This window comes from Bacillus sp. SDLI1, from assembly GCF_001553895.1.
Classification (GTDB): Bacteria; Bacillota; Bacilli; order Bacillales; family Bacillaceae; genus Bacillus; species Bacillus siamensis.
In genome coordinates this window covers 1,440,011-1,462,713 of sequence record NZ_CP013950.1, presented here as the reverse complement: position 1 = coordinate 1,462,713, position 22,703 = coordinate 1,440,011, and the positions used below count along the sequence as shown (strand labels likewise).

23 protein-coding genes and 1 pseudogene are annotated in these 22,703 nt (G+C 47.4%); 15 read left to right on the top strand and 9 right to left on the bottom strand.

What is annotated here, in order from left to right:
* Positions 1-40: 40 nt before the first annotated feature.
* The 3 genes from aroD to AUL54_RS06825 all read right to left on the bottom strand — a co-directional run bounded on the left by aroD (position 41) and on the right by AUL54_RS06825 (position 2,552).
* A complete protein-coding gene (aroD, locus tag AUL54_RS06835) occupies positions 41-802 on the bottom strand; it encodes a type I 3-dehydroquinate dehydratase (protein ID WP_060963332.1) in 762 nt (253 codons plus the stop codon).
* Between the two features lie 26 nt (positions 803-828).
* Positions 829-2,022 carry an MFS transporter gene (locus tag AUL54_RS06830; RefSeq protein ID WP_060963331.1) on the bottom strand — a complete coding sequence of 398 codons (1,194 nt, stop codon included), beginning with the start codon at positions 2,020-2,022 and terminating at the stop codon, positions 829-831.
* A 314-nt stretch (positions 2,023-2,336) separates the two neighbouring features.
* A complete protein-coding gene (locus tag AUL54_RS06825; protein ID WP_012117077.1) occupies positions 2,337-2,552 on the bottom strand; it encodes a DUF1128 domain-containing protein in 216 nt (71 codons plus the stop codon).
* Positions 2,553-2,707: 155 nt separating this feature from the next.
* Between AUL54_RS06825 and AUL54_RS06820 the strand changes: the two genes are divergently transcribed.
* The 3 genes from AUL54_RS06820 to AUL54_RS06810 are packed head-to-tail and all read left to right on the top strand — an operon-like array spanning position 2,708 to position 4,372.
* Positions 2,708-3,181 (top strand): low molecular weight protein-tyrosine-phosphatase, encoded by a 474-nt coding sequence (locus tag AUL54_RS06820; protein ID WP_016936767.1) that lies wholly within the window; start codon positions 2,708-2,710, stop codon positions 3,179-3,181.
* A gap of 13 nt (positions 3,182-3,194) precedes the next feature.
* Positions 3,195-3,521, top strand: coding sequence for a hypothetical protein (locus AUL54_RS06815; protein WP_060963330.1), 327 nt, complete (start codon positions 3,195-3,197; stop codon positions 3,519-3,521).
* A gap of 11 nt (positions 3,522-3,532) precedes the next feature.
* Entirely contained in the window at positions 3,533-4,372 is an 840-nt protein-coding gene (locus AUL54_RS06810; protein ID WP_060963329.1) for a YihY family inner membrane protein, read from the top strand.
* A 184-nt stretch (positions 4,373-4,556) separates the two neighbouring features.
* Here AUL54_RS06810 and AUL54_RS06805 read toward each other — a convergent pair whose 3' ends face one another.
* Positions 4,557-5,735 carry an MFS transporter gene (locus AUL54_RS06805; RefSeq protein WP_060963328.1) on the bottom strand — a complete coding sequence of 393 codons (1,179 nt, stop codon included), beginning with the start codon at positions 5,733-5,735 and terminating at the stop codon, positions 4,557-4,559.
* 160 nt (positions 5,736-5,895) lie between these two features.
* Here AUL54_RS06805 and cax point away from each other — a divergent pair, with 160 nt between their 5' ends.
* Positions 5,896-6,951 carry a calcium/proton exchanger gene (gene cax / locus AUL54_RS06800; protein ID WP_060963327.1) on the top strand — a complete coding sequence of 352 codons (1,056 nt, stop codon included), beginning with the start codon at positions 5,896-5,898 and terminating at the stop codon, positions 6,949-6,951.
* A 70-nt stretch (positions 6,952-7,021) separates the two neighbouring features.
* A complete protein-coding gene (locus AUL54_RS06795; RefSeq protein ID WP_101605574.1) occupies positions 7,022-7,816 on the top strand; it encodes a YfkD famly protein in 795 nt (264 codons plus the stop codon).
* 28 nt (positions 7,817-7,844) lie between these two features.
* Here AUL54_RS06795 and AUL54_RS06790 read toward each other — a convergent pair whose 3' ends face one another.
* A complete protein-coding gene (locus AUL54_RS06790) occupies positions 7,845-8,678 on the bottom strand; it encodes a mechanosensitive ion channel family protein (protein ID WP_060963325.1) in 834 nt (277 codons plus the stop codon).
* A 6-nt stretch (positions 8,679-8,684) separates the two neighbouring features.
* Positions 8,685-9,806, bottom strand: coding sequence for a radical SAM/CxCxxxxC motif protein YfkAB (gene yfkAB / locus AUL54_RS06785; protein WP_016936759.1), 1,122 nt, complete (start codon positions 9,804-9,806; stop codon positions 8,685-8,687).
* A gap of 145 nt (positions 9,807-9,951) precedes the next feature.
* Between yfkAB and AUL54_RS06780 the strand changes: the two genes are divergently transcribed.
* Positions 9,952-10,137, top strand: a complete 186-nt coding sequence (locus AUL54_RS06780; protein ID WP_003155558.1) for an SE1561 family protein — start codon at positions 9,952-9,954, stop codon at positions 10,135-10,137.
* A 101-nt stretch (positions 10,138-10,238) separates the two neighbouring features.
* Positions 10,239-11,030, top strand: a complete 792-nt coding sequence (pdaA, locus tag AUL54_RS06775; RefSeq protein ID WP_060963324.1) for a delta-lactam-biosynthetic de-N-acetylase — start codon at positions 10,239-10,241, stop codon at positions 11,028-11,030.
* A gap of 34 nt (positions 11,031-11,064) precedes the next feature.
* On the opposite strand, the gene AUL54_RS06770 is transcribed toward pdaA, so the two are convergent.
* From AUL54_RS06770 to corA, 3 genes are all read right to left on the bottom strand, one after another.
* Positions 11,065-11,925 carry an NAD(P)-dependent oxidoreductase gene (locus AUL54_RS06770; protein WP_060963323.1) on the bottom strand — a complete coding sequence of 287 codons (861 nt, stop codon included), beginning with the start codon at positions 11,923-11,925 and terminating at the stop codon, positions 11,065-11,067.
* A 50-nt stretch (positions 11,926-11,975) separates the two neighbouring features.
* A complete protein-coding gene (locus AUL54_RS06765; protein WP_060963322.1) occupies positions 11,976-12,623 on the bottom strand; it encodes a hypothetical protein in 648 nt (215 codons plus the stop codon).
* Between the two features lie 63 nt (positions 12,624-12,686).
* The gene (corA, locus tag AUL54_RS06760) at positions 12,687-13,646 is read right to left on the bottom strand and encodes a magnesium/cobalt transporter CorA (RefSeq protein WP_016936755.1); all 960 of its coding nucleotides are present in this window, start codon (positions 13,644-13,646) and stop codon (positions 12,687-12,689) included.
* Positions 13,647-13,752: 106 nt separating this feature from the next.
* Between corA and AUL54_RS06755 the strand changes: the two genes are divergently transcribed.
* From AUL54_RS06755 to AUL54_RS06720, 8 genes and pseudogenes are all read left to right on the top strand, one after another.
* The gene (locus tag AUL54_RS06755) at positions 13,753-14,616 is read left to right on the top strand and encodes a DNA-3-methyladenine glycosylase family protein (protein WP_060963321.1); all 864 of its coding nucleotides are present in this window, start codon (positions 13,753-13,755) and stop codon (positions 14,614-14,616) included.
* A 144-nt stretch (positions 14,617-14,760) separates the two neighbouring features.
* A complete protein-coding gene (gene rlmD, locus AUL54_RS06750) occupies positions 14,761-16,161 on the top strand; it encodes a 23S rRNA (uracil(1939)-C(5))-methyltransferase RlmD (protein ID WP_060963320.1) in 1,401 nt (466 codons plus the stop codon).
* 521 nt (positions 16,162-16,682) lie between these two features.
* Positions 16,683-16,982 (top strand): YfzA family protein, encoded by a 300-nt coding sequence (locus AUL54_RS06745; protein WP_060963319.1) that lies wholly within the window; start codon positions 16,683-16,685, stop codon positions 16,980-16,982.
* A 567-nt stretch (positions 16,983-17,549) separates the two neighbouring features.
* Positions 17,550-18,533 (top strand): tRNA dihydrouridine synthase, encoded by a 984-nt coding sequence (locus AUL54_RS06740; protein WP_060965068.1) that lies wholly within the window; start codon positions 17,550-17,552, stop codon positions 18,531-18,533.
* Positions 18,534-18,733: 200 nt separating this feature from the next.
* A complete protein-coding gene (locus AUL54_RS06735) occupies positions 18,734-19,186 on the top strand; it encodes a DUF6884 domain-containing protein (RefSeq protein ID WP_060963318.1) in 453 nt (150 codons plus the stop codon).
* 272 nt (positions 19,187-19,458) lie between these two features.
* Positions 19,459-20,479, top strand: a pseudogene (locus AUL54_RS06730) (thiamine pyrophosphate-dependent dehydrogenase E1 component subunit alpha).
* On the top strand, positions 20,464-21,492 hold the full coding sequence (locus AUL54_RS06725) for an alpha-ketoacid dehydrogenase subunit beta (protein ID WP_060963317.1): 1,029 nt from the start codon (positions 20,464-20,466) through the stop codon (positions 21,490-21,492). Before AUL54_RS06730 ends, AUL54_RS06725 begins: the two are co-directional and overlap by 16 nt.
* Positions 21,493-21,506: 14 nt before the next feature.
* Positions 21,507-22,700, top strand: a complete 1,194-nt coding sequence (locus AUL54_RS06720) for a dihydrolipoamide acetyltransferase family protein (protein ID WP_060963316.1) — start codon at positions 21,507-21,509, stop codon at positions 22,698-22,700.
* Positions 22,701-22,703 lie beyond the last annotated feature (3 nt).

Below are 22,703 nucleotides of genomic sequence, written 5' to 3'. Positions count from 1 at the left end.
CATCTGTTTTTCATCCCGCTTGAGGGGAGAAAAACGCTGGTTACATATTTTTATTTAAAATGCTGAGTACTCTTCGCAATTCAGCAACGGGAATCTGTCCGGGCGCAGATGCTTCTTTGCCCGCGCCGAACGTACACGCCGAGCCGAAGACTTCCCCGGCCAGCCGGCTGATCAGGCCCGTTCCCGCCATTGACATCGTGATGATCGGCCGGTCTGCGTATTGTGTTTTCATCGTATGTGTGGCATCCAATAAGACGAAAACATCTTCAGTGTTTTGCGGCATCACCGCGATTTTCGGGATGTGCGCGCCGTACGCCTGCATGTTCCGCAGCCGGGAGATGATTTCTTCTTTTTTCGGTGTCTGATGAAAATCATGATTGGACATGACGACATATACGCCGTTGTCTTCAGCAGTTTTCACAATTGATTTGACTTCCGCTTCTCCCGTAAACAATTCAACGTCTACAAGTTCAATGTGTCTTGTTTCGATTACGGTTTTAAGCAATTCAATGTAAAGGCGGACGTCAATAACTTTATTTCCGCCTTCTTTATGGGTTCTGAATGTAAAAAGCAGCGGTGTTGCGCCTGCGGCTTTCCGCACCTTTTCAAGCATGCCTTTTACGGCGTCCGGGCTTTCAACGTGCTCATATACATCCGCCCGCCACTCAATGATATCCGGGTTAAGCCTGTTGACGGCTTCAATTTCTTCAAGGAGCTCTTTCTCTCCGCCTGCCATCAGCGGCACAATGATCTTCGGAAGTCCTTCGCCGATGACCGTGTTTCTGATTGTAATAGATTGCATGATAGGTTCTCTCCCTTTAAAAATAGTCAGGCTTTCATCACCTGCTTAAAACGGATACCGATAAACAATGCGAGGAGGGCGCTGACAGCCGCAATTCCGATATCAAGCAGAAAAACAGGGGTCAGGCCGGCCGTTTTGGATATCGCTCCCGTTATAAGCGGAATGACAATAAAAGATAAGCTTGATGCTATATTAACAAAAGATGTGATGGTCCCTTTATTTTTAGGGAATAAAACAGCCATAACCGTCATCGCCAATTGCAGAATGCCCGCAGTTGAAAGTCCGATGACGAAGGAACTGATGACCGATACGGCCGGCTGCTGAATGAAAATCAGAGCAAGCAGCGCGATTGCCGCGATCACCGGGTACAGCACCATTACCGTAATCGGCTGAATCACTCTGTTTAACAGCACAGCCAGCAATAACACGGACACAAGCGCCCCGATGCTGTAATAGCTCAACAATTTGACGGCTTGCACTTCGGGCATGCCCAAAACGGATTGACCGAACTTAGGAAGCCATACTTGAACGAGCATAAACAGCGCTGTTGATGAAAAGCCTAACAAAATAATCGCAAGGCCTTCGCGCCATATCGACGGCTGTGATCTGAACGTGTCATCAGACGGAGAGGCATCCGCCCGGCCGCCGTCTTCTTTTTGCTTATGATTCGGGAACGGAACTTTCAACAGGAAAAAGCCGTTCAGGAAGAAAATGATGCCGGGCACGAAAAACGTCCACCCGTAAAACAAATGCCTGTCCGCAATAAATGCGATAAAAAACGGAAGCACCGTCGCGCCGATGGATACAAACGCTTTGATTAACACGGTTGCAGAGCTTGCGTTTTTCGGAAATCCTTCAATAAGCGCCGGATATGTGCCGGAATCCAAAAATGAATTGGCGATCCCTGCGAAAATAGCGAAGATAAACGCTTCCGTATAGTTTGTCGAAAGCGGAATTCCGATTAAGAAAATCAGATACAGAAATGCGCCCGCCACGATAAACGGCCGTCTCCCGAATGTATCTGAGAGCTTTCCGGCAAAAAGAAGCGAGATCAGCTTCCCGATGCCGATGGCGGAGACCAAATAGCTGACTCCGGCTGCTGATGTATGAAGCTGTTTTGATAATGCTTCCATATTCGATGCGATCATAATATTGATCATGCCCAGCAGGAAATAGTTGATATAAAGACCCGCTGCCATTTTGGTGTATATGTTTTTCATGATGACATCCCCTAATGCGGTTATTAAAGTTAAATTATTGATGAACGCACAGAACCATTCCCCTTTATTGAACCACTGCCTTTCTTTAAAAAACTGGTTTGATAAAACGGCTGCATGTATACTTGATTAACGTTGATAAGACAGTAAGTATATCGTTATACTAAAAAACAAATTAGAAGACCGCATATATCGTTCTGCCAAAGTTCGCAGTTACTATACCCCTTCTTTTTATATGTGTCAAACCGATGAACTTTTATTTTTTGCTTTTTTAAATCAAAGAAGCCCCGCTGTTTTTCGGCGGGGCTGACACGGGTTTATTTTCTGAGAGAGGCGAGTTCCTCAGCAATGGCCTGCATTTCACTCGGGCTGAATGATGTTTTTTTCATGACCATTTGATGAAGGTATGTAAGATCTTCTATTTTTTCATCACTGAAATCTTCCGCTCTGATGACGCCGACATTGAGCATGTTGAGCTTCTGCGAAATGTCTTCAATCATTTTGTTTAACGTTTCTGTTTGTTGGCTCGGCAAATTCATGCATCCTTTCATGACCGTTTTCGTACCCTTTATTCTAACAGAATTCATTTAGAATAAAAGCTTATTTCCACAGCCGCAGAAAAATTGCTAAGATGATGATAAGGTTTTTGATCCTCAAAATGTGGGGAAAGAATAGGGAGGTTATCGATATGATACATGTGCTGTTTGTCTGTCTGGGAAATATTTGCCGTTCGCCTATGGCAGAGGCGGTATTTTCTGATATGGTGAAGAAAAACGGGCTGAACGGGCAGATTAACATTGATTCAGCGGGAATCGGCGCCTGGCATGCGGGAAATCCGCCGCATGAGGGAACGGAGCAGATCCTTAAAGAGAAAGGGATCAGCACAAGCGGTATCACGGCGAGACAGGTCCGTGAGTCTGATCTGACCGATTTTGATTACGTCATTGCGATGGATGCTGAAAATATCGGGCATCTGCGCAGCATGGCCGGTTATAAAAAAGCGGCGCCGCGTATCGCAAGGCTGCTTGATTATGTACCGGAGTCGGATCTTGCGGACGTGCCTGATCCGTATTATACCGGGAATTTCAGCGAAGTGTACGCTCTGATCGAGTCCGGGTGCCGTCATTTGCTGGAAACAATAAAGAAAGACCATCATTTATAAGGGGGATTGACCGATGAAGCAGACACGCATCATGGCAAAAGCGATTCTGATCGGCGCTGCCGCCGGCGGAGCACTTTCTTTATTACATAAGCCGACAAGAGAGGCATGTTTCCGGAACATGGACGCGTGCAGGCGGCGTGCGGCATTTTACCGGAATAATCCCGAAGCCTTGAAACAGGAGGCTTCTGCAAAACTGGATCAAGTGAAAAGCATCGCCAATACCGTATCGGACGATCTGAGTTTTTTAAACGGGCAGATCACCAAGCTGAAGCAGACGACGCCGCAGGTCATTGGTCTGTTAAAAGAGACGAAGGAGCATTTTTCGAAAAACGATCATTGAGGTGGGATGTCATGAGTTTTATAAAGGAGCTGTTTGCAAGATTTTCTCTGCATGAAGGACAAAGTAAATCGGCGGAGCTGGCGTATTTTTTTCTTCTGTCATTGTTTCCGTTAATGATTTTCATGCTGACGCTCACGGCCTATCTTCCCATATCGGCAGAAGACGTGCTCGGCGCAGTCGATCAATACGCGCCTGACAGCGCAATGTCCATGGTGAAATCCATTACGGAGCAAACGCTGAACAAACGCAGCGGCGGACTTTTGTCATTCGGGATAATCGCCGTCATCTGGTCGGCTTCCAACGGTATGAACGCGATTGTCAGAGCGTTTAACCATGCCTACGAAGTCGAGGAAAACCGCTCATTTATCATCATTCGCCTGACCTCAATTTTTTTAACCATCGCGATGGTGGTTACGATTTTAATCGCACTGCTTCTGCCGGTGTTCGGCAGAGAAATCGGACTGCTGGTCGCAGATTTCATCGGCGCCCCCGGCTTGTTTTTGCAGGTGTGGTCGGTTGTCCGCTGGGGTATCAGTCCGCTTATCCTTTTAATCGTCTTTACCGCGCTTTACATTTTCGCGCCGAATAAAAGGCTTTCCCTCCGTTTTGTGCTGCCGGGAGCCGTATTCGCGGCAGCCGGCTGGATTATCGTCAGTATGCTGTTCTCATTTTATGTCGGCACCTTTGCCAACTACAGCGCCACATACGGGAGCATCGGGGGAATTATCGTCCTTATGATCTGGTTTTACCTTACGGGAACCCTGCTGATTTTAGGAGGAGAAATCAACGCGCTTTTACATAAACGTAAAAAGCTTCCTGATGAAAATCCGTACCGCGGGAGCAAGCTATAGAGGAACGGATGACGTTCAAGCTGAAAAACGGAGGGGAATCGCTATGACCAAGCATACGAAAAAAGGCGGAAGCCATAATAAACAAAACTCAAAAAACGGCCCGAAGAATAAAACAAGCGGAAGCGCCAACGGGCAGAACGGATACCACTAGAAAAAAGCCGCCTGGCCTAAATCAGGCGGCTTTTTATGAGGCGGGAAAAGAATGGGATTCGGATGCGGCGCTGTGCTTTGTTTCCCCGAAGACGAGCGCAAGCCAAATACAGACCAGGATCACTGTAATAAAGTAAAACAAATTGGCGCTTTCAAACCGCTGCATATACCAGCCGCCCGCCACCGGCCCGATCATGCTGCCGAGGCTGAACGAAATCCCGCAGAGCAGATTGCCCGCCGGAAGAAGATGGGACGGCAGCAGGTCGCTCATATAGCTGATGCCGAGGGAAAACATACTGCCGACCGCCATCCCCGCCATGAAAAAGCAGCCGTCGATGACAGAAGGCGACGGAAACAATCCGGCCGTCAAAAAGCACAGGGCGCCCGTCAGTAAAATGACGAGCAGGACACGTTTTCTTCCAAACCGATCGCTTAATAAACCAAGCGGAAACTGGAATACAATACTTCCGATGGCGAAAGCGGGCAATATCAATGCGACGGCATCAACGGATATGCCTAAGCGCAGGGCGTACACGGGGAAGCTTCCATTCAGCGCCGTTTCTAAAAAACCGTAGCCGAATGCCGGAAGAAAAGCGACCCAGCCGAAAAGCAGGGCGCGGTAAAACCGTTTTGCGCTGTTGTCCCCGGATGTTTCATCCGGACCTTGCGCCGGGTGCTCATTACGTAAGACAAATACAAACAGCCAGGCGGCGAGACTGATACAGCCGGAGACGATAAACGGAAGGGACGGACTTGTTTTTACGAGAGGGACCATAAACGGACCGACAGCGAAACCAAGCCCGAAGGACAGCCCGTACAGCGAAATGTTTCTTCCTCTGTTTTGGGGCGTTGATTTTGAAGTCACCCATGTTTGGGTTGAGAAATGCAGCATATGATCCCCGATTCCGATCAGCAGCCGAAGAAAAAACCATAACCAGATGGATTGAAGCCAAATAAAACTGAATAAGCTGATGAAAACAAGAAATCCGCCCGTGACCATCAGAGGTTTGAATCCGAGCTTGCGCAGCGGGGCCTCCATAAACGGCGACGCCAGAAGCACGCCGATATACAGGCCGGTTGCGTGCAGGCCGTTTATAGCGGCTGATTCTCCGTTCGTTTCAAAAATGACGGAAATGACCGGCAGAAGCATGCCTTGGGAAAAACCGGAGATGGAAACAAGCAGAACCAAAATAAAGAAGTGCAGTCGTGACATCGCGTATTTTCTCCTTCTTCAGTATCTTTCTTGATCGTACACGGATTTTTCGCGTCCGGCAACCTGAAAATGCCAATTGGGATTTCTCCGGAAGTGTAATTGAGGGAGTTTTTGAGAAGGATATAAAAAGACTCATTCGAAAAAAGGAGCCAGGCAGAATATGAATCGGATTTTTTTCTTTACCGCTGCGGCGGGAGTGCCGCTTTCAGTTATCGGAAGCCTGATGCACTGGCCGTCAGCTGTTTTGTTTATGATTTATTGCTTGACGATTATCGCGCTTGCAAGTTTTATGGGGAGAGCGACTGAATCTCTGGCCATTATCGCGGGCCCGCGGGTCGGGGGGCTGCTGAATGCGACGTTCGGAAATGCGGTAGAGCTGATTATATCGCTATTTGCCTTAAAGGAAGGGCTGACGGGCATCGTGCTTGCTTCACTGACCGGTTCGGTACTTGGCAACCTTCTGCTTGTCGCGGGATTGTCGTTTTTTATCGGCGGTTTGAAATACAAGCGTCAGGAATTCAATATTCATGATGCCCGGCACAATTCAGTACTGTTAATATTTGCTATTATCGTAGCTTTGGTCATTCCCGAAGTGTTTTCCATCGATATGGGGGAAAAAAGCAAGCTTGATTTGAGTGTCGGCATCAGCATCATCATGATCCTTTTATACGTGGCGGCTCTTTATTTCAAGCTCGTCACCCACCGCGGTGTTTATCAGCCGAACCAGCCGGAGGCCAAGGAAGAAGAGGAGCAGCCTGAGTGGTCGGGGAAAAGAGCGACAGCCGTCTTATTTATCGCAACCATTATTGTCGCCTACATATCTGAAAACCTTGTCCATACGTTTCATGCGGTGGCTGAACAGTTCGGCTGGAGCGAATTGTTTATCGGGGTGATTATCGTCGCAATCGTCGGAAATGCCGCAGAGCATGCGTCGGCCATCATTATGGCGTACAAAGACAAAATGGATGTCGCCGTTGAAATCGCGGTCGGCTCGACTTTGCAGATCGCCATGTTTGTCGCTCCGGTGCTAGTGATCTGTTCCGTCTTTTTCCCGGTGAATATGCCGCTGGTATTCACATTGCCTGAGCTTGTCGCGATGATATCATCCGTCCTTTTGATGACGATGATTTCAAATGACGGTGATTCAAACTGGTTTGAGGGAGCTACTCTCCTTGCCGCTTATGTCATCATGGCGATCGGATTTTTCCTGCTTTAACCTGTAAAAAATGCGGATAACAACGATTACGGAGGAAAAGACTAAAGGAAAATGCTATAGAAAGAGTGATATGATGAAAAAGCTGTTTCATGCCACATTGATTCTGCTGTTATCCTTTAGTTTTTTTGCAGCGCCGTCTGCCGGTGCAAAGAAACCGTTTAAGGTTCCCAACTCTGTCGTCAGCGTTTCCAAGGAAAATACGTATCCGAATGCTTCACAGGACCAGCCGATGCTTCAGCCGAGCAAACTGGCAAAGGAATTGTTAGATACATCAGAGATCAACATCGAAAATCCGCATCTGATAAAGATGCTGAATGAATCCTCGGTTTCCGGTTCACCGCTTGCCATCGGATACCGGGCGACAATATTTCTCGGGAAATGGGCGCTCGGCTATCAATCGAACGAAACGGTCGCCAACTGGGAATATAAAAAAATCAACACGAACAGAGCGGATAACCGGGGCGGGCAGCAAGCCGCGGAAATCTCATACGCCCAAGAACAGCAATACAAAATCAAAGGCGGGCTCACAGCGAAAGTGCCGAACGCAGAAGACGTGAAAAGCATGATGATGCAAAAAGCGATGAAGAAAACAAAACTGCCGCTCGCGTTTGAAACGGTCATCGGCGCCGGCACAAAACGCGATCAGATTTATAAAATTTCTCCGCAGCGGCTCGGCTACCTGCACGCCTATGCCCCGGCCGTTAATGAGAAAGGAAAAGTAACATACGGCGAAGTGTATTTGGTGCTGAAAGGCAGCAAGCGGAAACTTGTCGTCAAAAATGTGACCTCGCAAGGAATCGGCGCTTGGATTCCGGTGCAGGATCATGTCACATTCGGTTTTCAAATGACAGCGCAGCCGAGATAAATAAAAAAAGCTGATTCCGGTTTGGGAATCAGCTTTTTTGTGTATAATTCATTTCCTCAAGCAATTGCACATTGTTGTTGTACAGCTCCCGGGCAAGAACGCGTCTCACCGCAAGGCTCGCCGAGAAGTATTCTGTGTCTTGAACCATGCCTTTGACGGTAAACTCAATGCCTCTCGTCAATTTGTTCAGGCTCATGATGCCATGCACTTGAAACGGTTCCGTCGCATTGAGAAATTCATCCCGCTTCAGTGAATCGCGAAGCTCATCATTGAGCATGTCACAGGCTTTTTCTAAGACGGCATATACCCGCTCAGGATCTTCCTTATAACTGATCACGACAGACTCGGTAATCCGCATAAAATCAATGTTATAGTTTTGAAGCTGTCTCACCTCACCATTTGAAATGGTAAGCAGCTTGCCGGTCCACTCACGGATCTGCAGGGAACGGAGGCCGATTTCTTCCACTGTACCGTTGAAGAGATTATTAATCGTCACGTAATCGCCTTTATGCAGCTGGCGTTCGTATATTAAAAAGATACCGGCCAAAATATCCTTGATTAAAGACTGGGCGCCGAAACCGATGACGATACCGGCAACGCCCGCCCCGGCTAAAATTCTGCCGAAATCATGAACGAATAAAGAAATGACGTAAAAGATAAATCCGATCGTCGCCGTATACTGGGTGATGGATCGGACGAGGCTCTCAATCGTTTTCCCTTTCCGTTCCTCCAAGAAATCTGTGCGTTTAAATAACACCTGTACAAAACGGTTGATCAGAAAGACACCGGCGTAAAGCACGAGAGCGACGATGATGATCTCAACCACTTTGCTTTTTAAAATATCCGTAATTGTCGTTTCCATCTTCTGTTAACCTCTGGCTTTTCGTAATGAAAAATCTGTCTCCTGATAATAACTGTTTTTGACAAGGACGTTCGGACCGAGGCACCGGACGTTTGTACAGCGGCAGTTCAGCTCTTTGCTCAGCTTCGTCTGTCTCCACTTGTCATACGCTTCAGGAAGGCTGTCAGTTTTAATATTGCCGAGCGGCGGTGTATCACCGAAATCCGTGACAATGATATTTCCGTCAAAGATGTTGACGTTCAGGCGGGAGCGGCCGTCAGGATCGTTTCGCACCGTAACGTTTTTCGCTTCCCGCAGGCGGCGGAGGAGCTTCTGGTCTTCTTCATCAGGACTGCATGCGTAAAACGGGAGCGTGCCGAACAGCATCCATGTTTCTTCATCGCGAATATCGAGCAGATGATGAATGGCCTGTCTCATGTCCTTCAGGCTGAGTGATTCAAGCGCGCTGGCGAAATCACTCGGATACATCGGATGGACTTCGTGGCGCTGGCATTTCATTTCTTCCGTAATCTGCCGGTGAATATGTTCAATATGCGGCAGCGTGCGTTTATTCAGCATCGTTTCCGCTGAAACCATTACACCCGCTTCGACCAGCGTGCGGCTGTTTTCAATCATTTTGTCAAAATAGCGCGCCCGCTGTTCAAATGTCGGTTTTTTCTCCATCATCGCAAATCCGATGTCGGCAAAGTCCTCGACCGTTCCCCAGTTGTGGGAAATGTGAAGGACGTCCAAATAAGGAATAATCCGTTCGTAGCGCCCGATATCAAGCGTCAGGTTTGAATTGATCTGTGTGCGTACGCCGCGTTCATGCGCATATTTCAAAAGCGGGACGACATATTCCTTTACCGATTTCAGCGAAAGCATCGGTTCGCCGCCCGTAATGCTGATCGAGCGTAACAGCGGAATTTCTTCAAGCCGCTTTAATAAAAGGTCAATAGGCAGCGCATTCGGGTCTTTCGGCTGAAGCGTGTACCCGACCGCGCAGTGCTCGCATCTCATATTGCACAAGGTCGTCGTTGTAAATTCAACGTTCGTCAGTTTCATATCTCCATACTGGTCGACATCCATGTACGCTTCCCAAGGATCGTACTCCGGTGTGATCGGACGCAGTGCTGTGTTTTGTGTCATGACTATCTAACTCCTTTATAAATGGGCATACTAACGTCTGCCAAGTGTTAATTTTAGACCTGATCTGCCAAGATCGCAAGTAGCGGAACCATTGAAAAACGGCAAAAAATACGCTACCATTATAAAAAATGAATGGAGTGGAAGTATGGGGAACGCAGTAAACAGCAAAGATCAGCAGCTCGATTACTTGAAGAACAGACTCGATATGTTTATGAATGTCATTGATTCATTAGACCCTGAATCAACGGACGTTGAAGATATAGACCGGCTCATCGGCATGCTTGATGATCTGGAAGCAAAATACGAACGCTTCAAAAAGGATTGGGAATAAACCTCGGCAGTCTGCCGGGGTTTTTCTCTTTCCATAATGCGGCTGTATAAAAGGGATGAGCCTACTGCAAAATAAGGAAAAATGCAGAAGGAGTGCTGGGCATGAAATGGTTTTGTTCAATTTGCTGCATGGCTGTTTTACTTGCGGGAGGCATGAACAGTGCAGAGGCCGTGCCGAATGAACGGATAAACTGGGGATTTAAACGCAGCGTCAATCATCAGCCGCCGGATGCCGGCAGACAGCTGGACAATCTTGTCAAAAAATACGATGCCTTTTATTTAGGCAACACGAAAGAAAAGACCATTTATTTAACGTTTGATAACGGATATGAAAATGGGTATACCCCGAAAGTGCTTGATGTTTTAAAGAAACATCATGTCACAGGCACTTTTTTTGTCACAGGCCATTTTGTGAAAGAGCAGCCTGATTTGATTAAACGGATGTCAAAGGAAGGCCATATTATCGGCAATCATTCTTTTCATCATCCTGATCTGACGACAAAAACGGGCGATCAGATTCAAGATGAACTCGATTCCGTCACGGAAGCTGTTTACAACATTACCGGAAAGCGGGACAATCTGTATCTCCGTCCGCCGCGCGGCGTGTTCAGCGAATATGTCCTGAAAGAAACGAAGCGCCTCGGCTACCAAACCGTTTTCTGGTCCGTCGCATTTGTCGATTGGAAGGTTAACGAGCAGAAAGGGAAAAAATACGCCTATGATCACATGATAAAACAGGCGCATCCCGGCGCGATCTATCTTCTCCACACCGTTTCAAAGGACAATTCAGAAGCTCTGGACGATGCGATTACCGATTTGAAAAAAGAAGGCTACACGTTTAAAAGCATCGATGATCTGATGTTTGAGAAAGAAATGAAGCTGCCGCGTCTGTAAAAAACACCTCTCCTGATAACGGAGAGGTGTTTTGTTATTTCAGACATTTAATCAAAGCGGCCCAATCCAAATCCCCGAATCCTTGTTCGATCCCGCTTTCAAAATGGCTCTTGGCCAGCTCGGCAAGAGGGAGCTTGGCGGAAACCTGTTCCGCGGCGGTGAGCGCCAGATTGGTATCCTTCAGCCCTAAAGACATTTTGAAACCGGCCGGCTCAAATGCCTCATCAGCCATAATGGTGCCGTAATTTTGATAGACAGGAGAGCCAAAGAGCGCGCTGGCGATTTCTAAAAATTGTTTCCGTTCTAAACCGTACTTCTCCATCATTAAGAATGATTCAGATAGCGCCTCCAGCATAGAAACGAGCAAGAAATTGATGCTGATTTTCGTGGCATTTGCGGTCTTTGTTTCTTCACCGACGTCAAATATCTGCTGGCTCAGGCTTTTTAGCAAAGACTTGGCTTTTTTCTTCGCTTCTGCCGGTCCGGCTGTGATGATGCGGAGCTCGGCCTTCTCAGCGGCATCGGGCCGGCCGAGGACGGGAGCGGCAATAAAGGATTGGCCTCTGCCCGAATGTGCGGCGGAAAGCTGTTCTGACAGCGCTGTACTGATGGTGCTCATTGAAATATGAATGCCGTTTTCAGATAACCCGGCAATAATGCCGTCAGCTCCGAACGTCACGCCTGTTACGGCTTCATCGTCTGACAGCATTGAAAGTACAATGTCCGCATGTTCAGCTGCCTGGCGGGGCGTTTCGGCATATTCAGCCCCTTTTTCCAGCAGATCAGCCGCTTTTTCCTTCGTCCGGTTATATACAGTCAGACTGTATCCGGCTTTCATGATATTTTCGGCGATGGGGCGTCCCATATTGCCGAGTCCGACGATGGCGATCTTCATTTAACAATCCCTCCAATTACGTGTTTTCCATCATTATATAGGCAACGTGTTTATTCTGCTGTGTTCAGGCTTGCCACTTTTAATTCAGGTTCTGAAGACCATCCGGAGTCTGAAGCGGCTTTTCCTTTATAAAACCCGGTAAACCGCGTCTTGATGATTGTTTTTGAACGGGGCTTTACTGTGAACGTTTTTGATTTGAATGTGACGCCTTTTATGTCCTCAGATAAGTCCGGCGTGACAGAAATGGCTTGTTCCCCTTTTCCGTAGTGATTGACATAAAGCGTACAGCTCATGCTCGCTCTTTTTCCCTCAATGAAATGGCTGCATTCGCTGCGGTGCTTCAAATATTCGACAGCCTCTTTTTCGGGCGCGAATTGTTTTAAGGAAAAAGCGGCATATTCGGTGGCGGGACTGATACCGGAAGCGGCCCCCATACTGAGAAAGATCAAAAACAGCCCCGCCGCGGGAAGCGTCCGTCTGAACGCGGCGGCACACCAGATTAACGCCGCAAAGTAAAGGACGACCCCGGGAATGACGGAGATATGGGCTCCGTCTTCAGACCAGGGAGAAAAGCCGAGCGATTCAAAGATGTAATCAGACATCGTACAGCCGTTATACAGCGGGGCAATGGACATGACACAAAAAAGCAGGAGGACAGAAGAAATGGTTTTGTGAGAAAGCATGATAACGGCGCACACCTCTTTACGTTTTTTTCCAACATATCATGTTTTCTCAAAAAAAAGAACAGCCGGCAGCCGTTCTTACTTGAAAATATTAAACCAGCCTTTGCGGGCGAACCAAAACAGCATGGCGGCCACAAGAACGGCCATGACGCCCAAAACGATAAAATATCCGTATTTCCAGTGAAGCTCGGGCATGTTATCAAAATTCATACCGTACACCCCCGCGATGAACGTCAGCGGTATAAAGATGGTCGAGACGATGGTTAACGTCATCATAATGGCGTTCATCCGGTTTGAATTCAGCGTCACGTAGCTGTCCCGCAGATCTGACGTCATATCACGGTTTGACTCGATCAGCTCAGCCAGTTTTAACAGGTGGTCATAAATATCGCTGAAATAAGCCTTCGTTTCACGGCTTTCTTTTACATGGTCAAGGCTCAAAATCCGGTACATTAAATCGCGCATCGGAATGATCGTCCGTCTCAGGTTCAAAAGATCAGTCCGCAATTCAAACACTTCATTCATTAAAGTGCCGTAAGATTTATGTGTTCTGCTGTCTTCAATTTCATTCAGCCGGTCTTCAATTTTGTACAGCACAGGGAAATATTCATCGACAAGCTGATCCATAATCATATAAGTGATATGTCCGGGCCCTTTTTTAGCTAACCCCGGAGAAGCGAAAAACCGTTCTCTCACCCTTGAGACGCCGGGCGATTCGTGCAAATGGAAGCTGACGATGAAACGGTCGGACTGAAAGATGTCCACCTCTTCCATTTCCAGTGTGTCCGGGTTTAAAGCGTGGAGCACATAAAAACGGTAGCCGTCATAGTGGTCGATTTTCGGCCGCTGCATGTGCTGAAAGCAATCCTCGATCGCGAGCGGATGAAAATGAAAATAATCCCGCAGCAGCTCGGTTTCATCATTCTCGGCGCCGAAAAAATCAACCCAATACCATGCGATGTCCGGTTGTTCTGTACGTGATAGGGGGATATTATCTAATATCTCATTATGTGTTGTGATTGCGGTTATATGTATCATAAACAACCCTCCGCCTGCCATTATATCATGCGGCGTTATGAAGAAAAGTATACGAATTGCCGCCGGGCCGCTTCATGATATACTTGGACAAAAAGGGGTGGAGCATATGTGGGAGGAAACGGTTTCGGTCACGCCGCCGTATCATTTTGATAAAGTGCTTGAAAGGCTGTCACTCGATCCGCTGAATGCGGTCGATCTTAAAGCAAGATCAATCAAAGTGCCGCTCAGAACACGGGACGGCAAACTGTCCGTCATCACGGTTCAAGCGGAAGGCACCGCCGCAGACCCGGTTTTTCTCGTCAGCGGAGAAAGTGACCGCGCGGAGATGATTGAACGGATCAAACACATTTTTCAGTGGGAGCAGCCGCTTCAGCCGGTGCTTGATCATTTCTCAAAAACAAATCTGTCGGCGCTTTTTGAGGAGCATGCGGGAACCCCGCTCGTCTTAGAATATGACGTCTACAACTGTCTTATGAAATGCATCATCCACCAGCAGCTCAATCTGTCCTTCGCTTTTACGTTAACGGAACGGTTCGTCCATGCCTTCGGTGAACAAAAAGACGGCGTCTGGTGCTATCCAGAGCCGAAAACGATTGCGGCGCTTGATTATCAGGACTTGAGGGAGCTCCAGTTCAGTATGAGAAAAGCGGAATATGCGATTGACATTTCACGGATGATTGCAGATGGGGCGCTCAATCTGGCGGAACTGTCCCATCTATCGGATGAAGACATTATGAAAAAGCTGATCACCATCAGAGGCATCGGGCCGTGGACCGTCCAAAACGTCCTCATGTTCGGCCTCGGCCGCCCGAATCTGTTTCCTTTGGCGGACATCGGCCTGCAAAACGCCGTCAAACGCCGCTTCGCCCTTGAGGATAAACCGTCAAAAGACATGATGCTCCAGGTAAGCAGCGAATGGGCGCCGTATTTAAGCTATGCGTCCTTATATTTGTGGAGAAGTATTGAATGAAAACCGCTTTGATCATTTTTTGGAAACTTCCAATGAAAAACATGAAGGAACCGCCGGCTGCATGTTATACTGAAAAGATGCGGTATTTCAAATCAGCCGTTTTCCCATGAGGAAGGCTTTATATAGAAACGGAGAGAAAAAAACGTGAATCAACATCAAAAAAAGGCGCCTGCCGAATTGAAAATCGGACAGACATTTCCGCTGACCATCAAACGCCTCGGCATTAATGGAGAGGGCGTCGGTTATTTTAAGAAAAAGGTTGTCTTCGTTCCCGGCGCTCTGCCCGGCGAAGAAGTCGTTGCCGAAGCGACAAATGTGCAGCCGAAATTTTCAGAAGCACGCGTCAAAAAAATCCGCAAGCCGTCTGAACACCGCGTCACACCGCCATGTCCGGTCTATGACCAGTGCGGCGGCTGTCAGCTTCAGCATCTGGCATACACCCAGCAGCTTCGCGAAAAACGCGATATCGTCATTCAGTCTTTGGAACGTCATACGAGATTCAATGCCGAAGAAATGAACATTAAAGAAACGATCGGAATGGACAACCCGTGGAATTACCGGAACAAAAGCCAGTTCCAAGTCGGACGCTCGCAAAGCGGCAGCATCATTGCCGGCTTATACGGACTTGACTCCCATAAAATTGTTCCGATCAAGGAATGCATTGTCCAGCATCCGGCGACAAACAAAACAACGGGTATCGTCCGCCGCATTTTGGAAAAACACAACGTATCTGTTTATAACGAACGGACCAAAAAAGGCGATGTCCGCACCATCGTGACGAGAGTCGGTTTTGAAACAGGCGAAGTGCAGGTTGTGCTTGTCACTGCGAAGGAGACACTGCCGAATAAAGACGAAATCGTCAAAGCCATTCAAAACCGTCTGCCGGAAGTGAAATCGATTATTCAAAACATCAACGGCGCGCGCACATCCGTCATTTTCGGTGACAAAACAAAAGCGCTGGCCGGAAGCCATGCCATTCAAGAGGTGCTTGGCGACGTGTCATTTGAACTGAGCGCCCGCGCTTTCTTCCAGCTCAACCCTGAGCAGACGGTCAAGCTGTATGACGAAGTGAAAAAAGCGGCGCAGCTGACCGGAACAGAGAAAGTCGTTGACGCATATTGCGGCGTCGGTACGATCGGCATGTGGGTCTCAAGCGGCGCAAAAGAGATCCGCGGCATGGACGTCATTAAAGAATCAATTGATGATGCGAAGAAGAACGCCAAAAAACACGGCATCAAAAACGCGGCATATGTCACAGGAACAGCCGAACACTGGCTCCCGAAATGGACGAAAGAAGGTTTCCGCCCTGACGTGGTCATCGTCGACCCGCCGAGAACCGGCTGTGACAGAACATTTTTAGACACCATCAAAAAAGTAAAACCGAAACGCTTCGTCTATGTTTCCTGCAATCCTTCCACACTGGCCAAAGACTTGCAGGCGCTGTCGAAAGACTATCGCGTCGAATATATTCAGCCTGTGGATATGTTTCCGCAGACGGCTCATGTGGAAGCTGTGGCGAAGCTTGTATTGAAATCGTCTCACTAAAAATAAACAATTTCTCATCAGATCTGGATTTCGGCAGAATGAACATTGCCGATTTCCGGATCTTTTTCATGTGCGGATACTTATTTTAACTGACGAAAAGAGTTGAAAAACGTGAGATAAGCGAATGAAAACAGCTAATGTCGAGCAGAAAAGTATGCAGGAAAAGTCTATTACAACTCGAACGGTGGACTTCGGGTTGGAAGGTCTGATTTAGGAAAAGTACATCGTAAAAGGGAAGAGATTTTACTGCTCCGAAAGTGCCGGCATAACTCTATCCAGTTCTCAAAATCGTTATATCGGCAGCCAATAATAAAAATTGATCGTTTCAAAAAAGAATTTTATAACAGTTAAAACTCTAACACTTATCGTTCGATGATAATCATTGAAGGTTGGAATGAAAACAGTTCACGTACAGACTTATGAAGGTAGTGAGAAAAGAAGTTGGCACATCTGCTGCTTCATAATATAATGATTTTAGATGGACACTTAGTAAAAATATTACAGAAAAGGAAACTGGCTAAATGGATAAAGTAAACAAAAAACGACCGTTATATAAAAGAAGTTGGTTTCTCACGGTTTTGGCATTTTTAGTTTCACAGCTTTATTTTAACTTTGTAGAATTAACGGGATGGGGTCCTAAGTATAGAGAAATGAATGGATTCCCAGCAAATATAGTTGAACTGGATTTCTTTCAAAACTATCTTTCATTCTATGAGAATCCATGGTTTAATATTGTCACTGTTTTCTTGGGGATTTTCACTGTTATACAAATCATCACAGGTATAAAAAAGGATATTCGAAATGAAGACTGCGGCACTTAGTCAGCAGTCTATTTTATTGGTTTTGGATCAGGGTTACCGAATCGAAACCTTATCCAAACATATATAGTGATTTCTGGCGGCGCCTTATAAATGTAATTATTTATTTTTTTATGCAGATATTTTGACAATTATTTTGCATTGGTAATCGGGAGAACTCATATGATATTCTATTTAGGTTGGAATCCTTTTTATCCAAAAAGCTCATAAGTAAGGCTGCTGCGAAAGATGAAGGTCAGCGCTACTATTAATAACCACAATATAAATAAGGTGCACTTAATCATCACACTTTTTCTCTTAGAACCTATTAAAGGTTAAGGAGTTGACTGAGTTGATCAGAAATGAACGATATGAGGATAACTATAGCGATAGTCTATTACGTTAACTCAATTCATGTGTTCTGCTTCAGTTTGCTTTTTCACTTTTTTACGTGTAAAAAGTGAAATGTTCAAAATTTACTATCGTTTGATAAGAAAAGCTTTCGCGTGCTATAAGTGTAAAAGGAAAGCATGGTCAGTTTTTTAATAAATGATGCAGCCTTATTCCCTAATGAAAGGATATGAATTTGTTATGATAGATAATTTCTGGCGTGAATTGCCGCGGCCATTTTTTGTATTGGCGCCAATGGAAGATGTGACGGATGTTGTTTTTCGCCATGTTGTGAGTGAAGCTGGCAGGCCTGATGTGTTTTTTACAGAGTTTACAAACTCAGAAAGCTATTGTCACCCGGATGGGAAGGATAGTGTGCGCGGCCGTTTGACTTTTACAGAGGATGAACAGCCGATGGTAGCCCACATATGGGGAGATAAGCCTGAAAACTTTCGCCAAATGAGTATTGGGATGGCGGAATTAGGGTTTAAAGGGCTGGATATCAATATGGGCTGTCCTGTGCCTAATGTGGCGGGGAACGGAAAGGGAAGCGGCCTGATCTGCCGTCCTGAAGTTGCAGCCGAATTAATACAGGCAGCGAAAGCGGGAGGACTGCCGGTAAGTGTGAAGACCAGACTTGGCTACACGGATGTAGACGAATGGCGCGGCTGGCTGACACACGTATTGAAACAGGATATTGCTAACCTTTCCATTCATCTGCGCACCAGAGCGGAAATGAGTAAAGTAGATGCGCATTGGGAGCTGATCCCGGAAATCAAGAAACTTCGTGACGAGATAGCGCCAGATACCCTTTTGACGATCAACGGGGATATTCCTGACCGGGAAACCGGGTTAAAGCTTGCCGAACAATACGGTGTTGACGGGATTATGATTGGACGAGGCATTTTTACAAATCCATTCGCCTTTGAAAAGGAGCCGAAAGAGCATAGCAGTAAGGAATTGCTTGATCTTTTGAGACTGCATCTGGATCTTCATGATGAATATTCAAAAGAAGAAGCTAGAGCATACAAACCGCTCCCTCGCTTTTTCAAGATTTATCTCCGCGGATTCCGGGGGGCAAGTGAATTAAGAAATCAATGCATGAATACAAAGTCAACAGATGAAGTGCGTGCATTGCTCGATGACTTTGAGAGAAAGTATCTTGATGGGATGGAGCAAGAGTGACATATACAATTCCTCATCCGGCCCGGATTTCAGTATGAATTCCGGGTCTTTTTGTGTGCAGCCTTTCCCCCGCCTGCACCCTGATTACAGAAAGCAGATCTATGTCCCGTTCCAAGGGCTTCTGTCTGACGTTTTATCATGCGTAAATCAGCAGATAATGGTACATTGATATGAGAAACTGCATAAAGGGGGAAAGAAAAATGAAACGACTGTGCATCATCCCCTGCGGCAAGAAAAAAATCTGGGACATCAATCCGGATACAGGGCCGGTAAAGGCGGAGGACGCCTATCTCAGCCCATTTCATCAAGCATGCGAGCGATACGCGAAAGCTTTTTTCGATGAGTGGGTGATTTTGTCGGCAAAGCACGGATTCCTTCGTCCGGATGATATGGTTCCTGAAAATTACGATGTCACTTTTGGAACCGGTCATCCGGAGATCATGGCAGCGGAGGAGCTGCAGCGCCAATTTTGTGAAAAAGGCTTTTCTGACACCGTTGAAATTGTCATGCTTGGCGGGAAAAAATACCGAAGCGTCCTAAACGCCGTTATCGAAAAGCATCAGCATGTCAGCTGGCCTCTGTCATCGTACAAAGGCATTGGCTACATGCTTCAAGCGCTGAAGAAGGCTGCAGAAGAAAAGCATGAACTGTAACAGCCATTCAGACAAGCAGTGCAGAAGTATGAAGCTGTTAAAAGATTTCCGAGGAAATAAATACGTCGATCATTGTCAAAGACCGGGTGATATCCGGTCTTTTTTGTATACCTGAAAACGAGACAAATGGATATAGATCGAGACAAAATGAGACACCTGTATCAAACTGTCTCACAGTATAAAATAAAAACATTGATTTTACGGGCTTTAAAAGCTGGCACACTTCTTGCATTTATAAATATGAACCCTAAATAGAAGGAGGCGCACAAAAAATGGAATTGTTAAAACGAGAAGGCTTGTCATTAACTGAGGAGAAAGCGCTGTGGATGTACCAAAAGATGCTGGAAATCAGGGGCTTTGAAGACAAAGTCCATGAACTGTTCGCGCAGGGAGTGCTTCCAGGATTCGTCCATTTGTATGCCGGTGAGGAAGCGGTAGCTGCAGGGGTGTGCGCTCATTTGAATGATGGAGACAGCATTACAAGCACACACAGAGGACATGGCCATTGTATCGCCAAAGGCTGTGATCTGGATGGTATGATGGCGGAAATATTCGGGAAAGCGACCGGACTGTGTAAAGGCAAGGGCGGTTCTATGCACATTGCAGATCTGGATAAAGGCATGCTCGGCGCAAACGGAATTGTAGGCGGAGGCTTTACGCTTGCCTGCGGATCAGCGCTGACGGCTAAATATAAAGGGACTAATAATGTAAGCGTTTGCTTCTTCGGGGACGGCGCAAACAACCAAGGCACGTTTCATGAGGGGCTCAATCTGGCGGCTGTATGGAATCTTCCTGTCGTGTTTATCGCGGAAAACAACGGCTACGGAGAAGCGACGCCGTTTTCGTACGCGTCGGCCTGTGACTCTATTGCCGACAGAGCGGCGGCTTACCGGATGCCCGGCGTAACTGTGGACGGAAAAGACGTGCTGGCCGTTTATGAAGCCGCAGAAGAAGCGGTCACGCGGGCGAGAAACGGCGGAGGGCCGTCATTAATTGAATGCATGACTTACAGAAATTACGGCCACTTCGAAGGAGACGCCCAGACGTATAAGCCGAAAGAGGAAAAGACGGATCACTTAGACCGTGATGCAATCAGCGCTTTTAAAGCATATCTGCTTCAGGAAAAGACAGCGGAACAAAAGCTCGCCGATATTGAAAACAATGTGAAACAAGCGGTTGAAAAAGCGGTTTCTTTCAGTGAGAAAAGCCCGTATCCGAGCGAATCTGAGCTTCTGACCGATGTGTATGTGAGCTATTAAAAAAGGGGGAATGTTGAAATGGCAAGAATCGTGAGCATGTCTGATGCAATCAATGAAGCGATGAGACTTGCGATGCAAAGAGATGAAAATGTGCTGTTAATCGGTGAAGATGTGGCCGGAGGCGCGGATGTCGACCATTTGCAGAATGATGAAGCATGGGGCGGCGTGCTTGGTGTGACGAAGGGGCTTGTTCAGGAATTCGGGAGAAGCAGGGTGCTTGATACGCCGATTTCTGAAGCGGGTTACATGGGAGCGGCCATGGCTGCGGCCTCCACCGGACTCAGACCGATTGCCGAGCTGATGTTCAATGACTTTATCGGAACCTGTTTTGATCAGGTGCTTAATCAGGGGGCGAAATTCCGCTATATGTTCGGCGGGAAAGCCCAAGTGCCGATTACAGTGCGTACGACTTACGGAGCGGGTTTCAGAGCGGCCGCCCAGCATTCTCAAGCCATGTATGCTCTGTTTACAAGCATTCCCGGCCTGAAAACCGTCGTTCCTTCAAATCCGTATGATGCAAAAGGACTTCTTCTGGCTGCGATTGAGGACAATGATCCGGTGTTCTTTTTTGAAGACAAAACGTCCTACAGCATGACAGGCGAGGTGCCTGAAGGATATTATACGATTCCGCTCGGCAAAGCCGATATTAAACGCCAAGGCGGCGATGTGACGCTTTTTGCAGTCGGCAAGCAGGTGAATACGGCGCTGGAAGCCGCGGAAGAGCTGTCGAAAAAAGGGATCGAAGCCGAGGTGCTTGACCCCCGCAGTCTGTCACCGCTTGATGAAGAGGCTATCCTTGCGTCACTTGAAAAAACAAACAGGCTGATCATTATTGATGAAGCCAATCCGCGCTGCAGCATTGCGACAGACATCGCGGCGCTTGCTGCGGATAAAGGCTTTGACCTGCTGGACGCACCGATAAAACGAATCACGGCCCCGCATACGCCTGTTCCGTTTTCGCCGGTCTTAGAAGATATCTATCTTCCGACGCCGGCACGTATCGTAAATGAGACGCTTGAGCTTTTAGGAGAACCTTTGGCGTATTAAAGGAGGGATAAAGAATGGCTGTAAAAGTAGTGATGCCGAAGCTTGGAATGGCGATGAAAAAAGGTGAAGTATCCGTCTGGAATAAAAAAGTCGGCGACCCGGTTGAAAAGGGAGAAAGCATCGCCAGCATCAACTCTGAAAAAATAGAAATGGACATTGAAGCGCCTGAAAGCGGCACGCTTCTTCATATTAAAGTCAAAGAGGGAGAGGGAGTCCCGCCGGGAACGGCCATCTGTTATATCGGGGAAAACGGCGAAGAAGTGCGGGAAAAAGAGACACCGGCGCCTGAAAATGAAGGGAAACCGCAAGCTGAACCTGAAAATATTCCCGCTCCCAAAGCCGGGCAAAAGCGTAAACACCGCGTGAAAATATCTCCCGTTGCCCGAAAAATGGCCGAGAAAGCCGGATTGAAAGTTGATACGCTGAACGGGACGGGTCCCGGAGGCCGAATTGTAAAAGCTGACGTCATCAAGGCCATGAAGACGGAAGCTGAACCGCAGTCTTCGGTTCAGACGGCACAGCCGGAGGGAAAACCGGCTTCAGCGATGAGAAAAGTGATTGCAGACCGAATGCACAAAAGCCTGCAAAACAGCGCCCAGCTGACGCTGACCATGAAAGCCGACATTACAGAGCTGTTGAAATGGCAGCGGCAGCTCGCTGACAGTGCGAAAAAGCGGAGCGGTGTTAAGCTGACAGTCACGCACTTCGTATCCCGGGCGGCGGTGCTTGCGCTGAAACAGCATCCTGAACTGAACAGCTCTTATCAAGAGGAGCGGATCATCACCTATCCATATGTCCATCTCGGGATGGCGGTTTCGCTTGAAAACGGCCTTGTTGTGCCGGTGATCCGGGATGCGGAAAAGCTTTCATTCCTTGAGCTTGCGGATCACATCAGCACATCTGCACGGCGGGCGCGGGAAGGCAATGCTTCCGGCGATGACCTTCGCGGATCGACATTTTCTATTACGAATCTCGGAGGTTACGGAGTGGAGCATTTCACCCCGATCCTCAACCCGCCTGAAGCCGGTATTCTCGGAGTGGGCGCAAGCTATGAAACACCGGCGTTCAAAGGAGATGAGCTTGTCAAAAGCACCATCCTGCCGCTGAGCCTTACTTTTGATCACAGAGTATGTGACGGCGCCCCGGCTGCGGACTTCCTGAAAACGGTCAAAACGCTGCTTGAAGAGCCTGCCGGATTGATTTTATAGAGA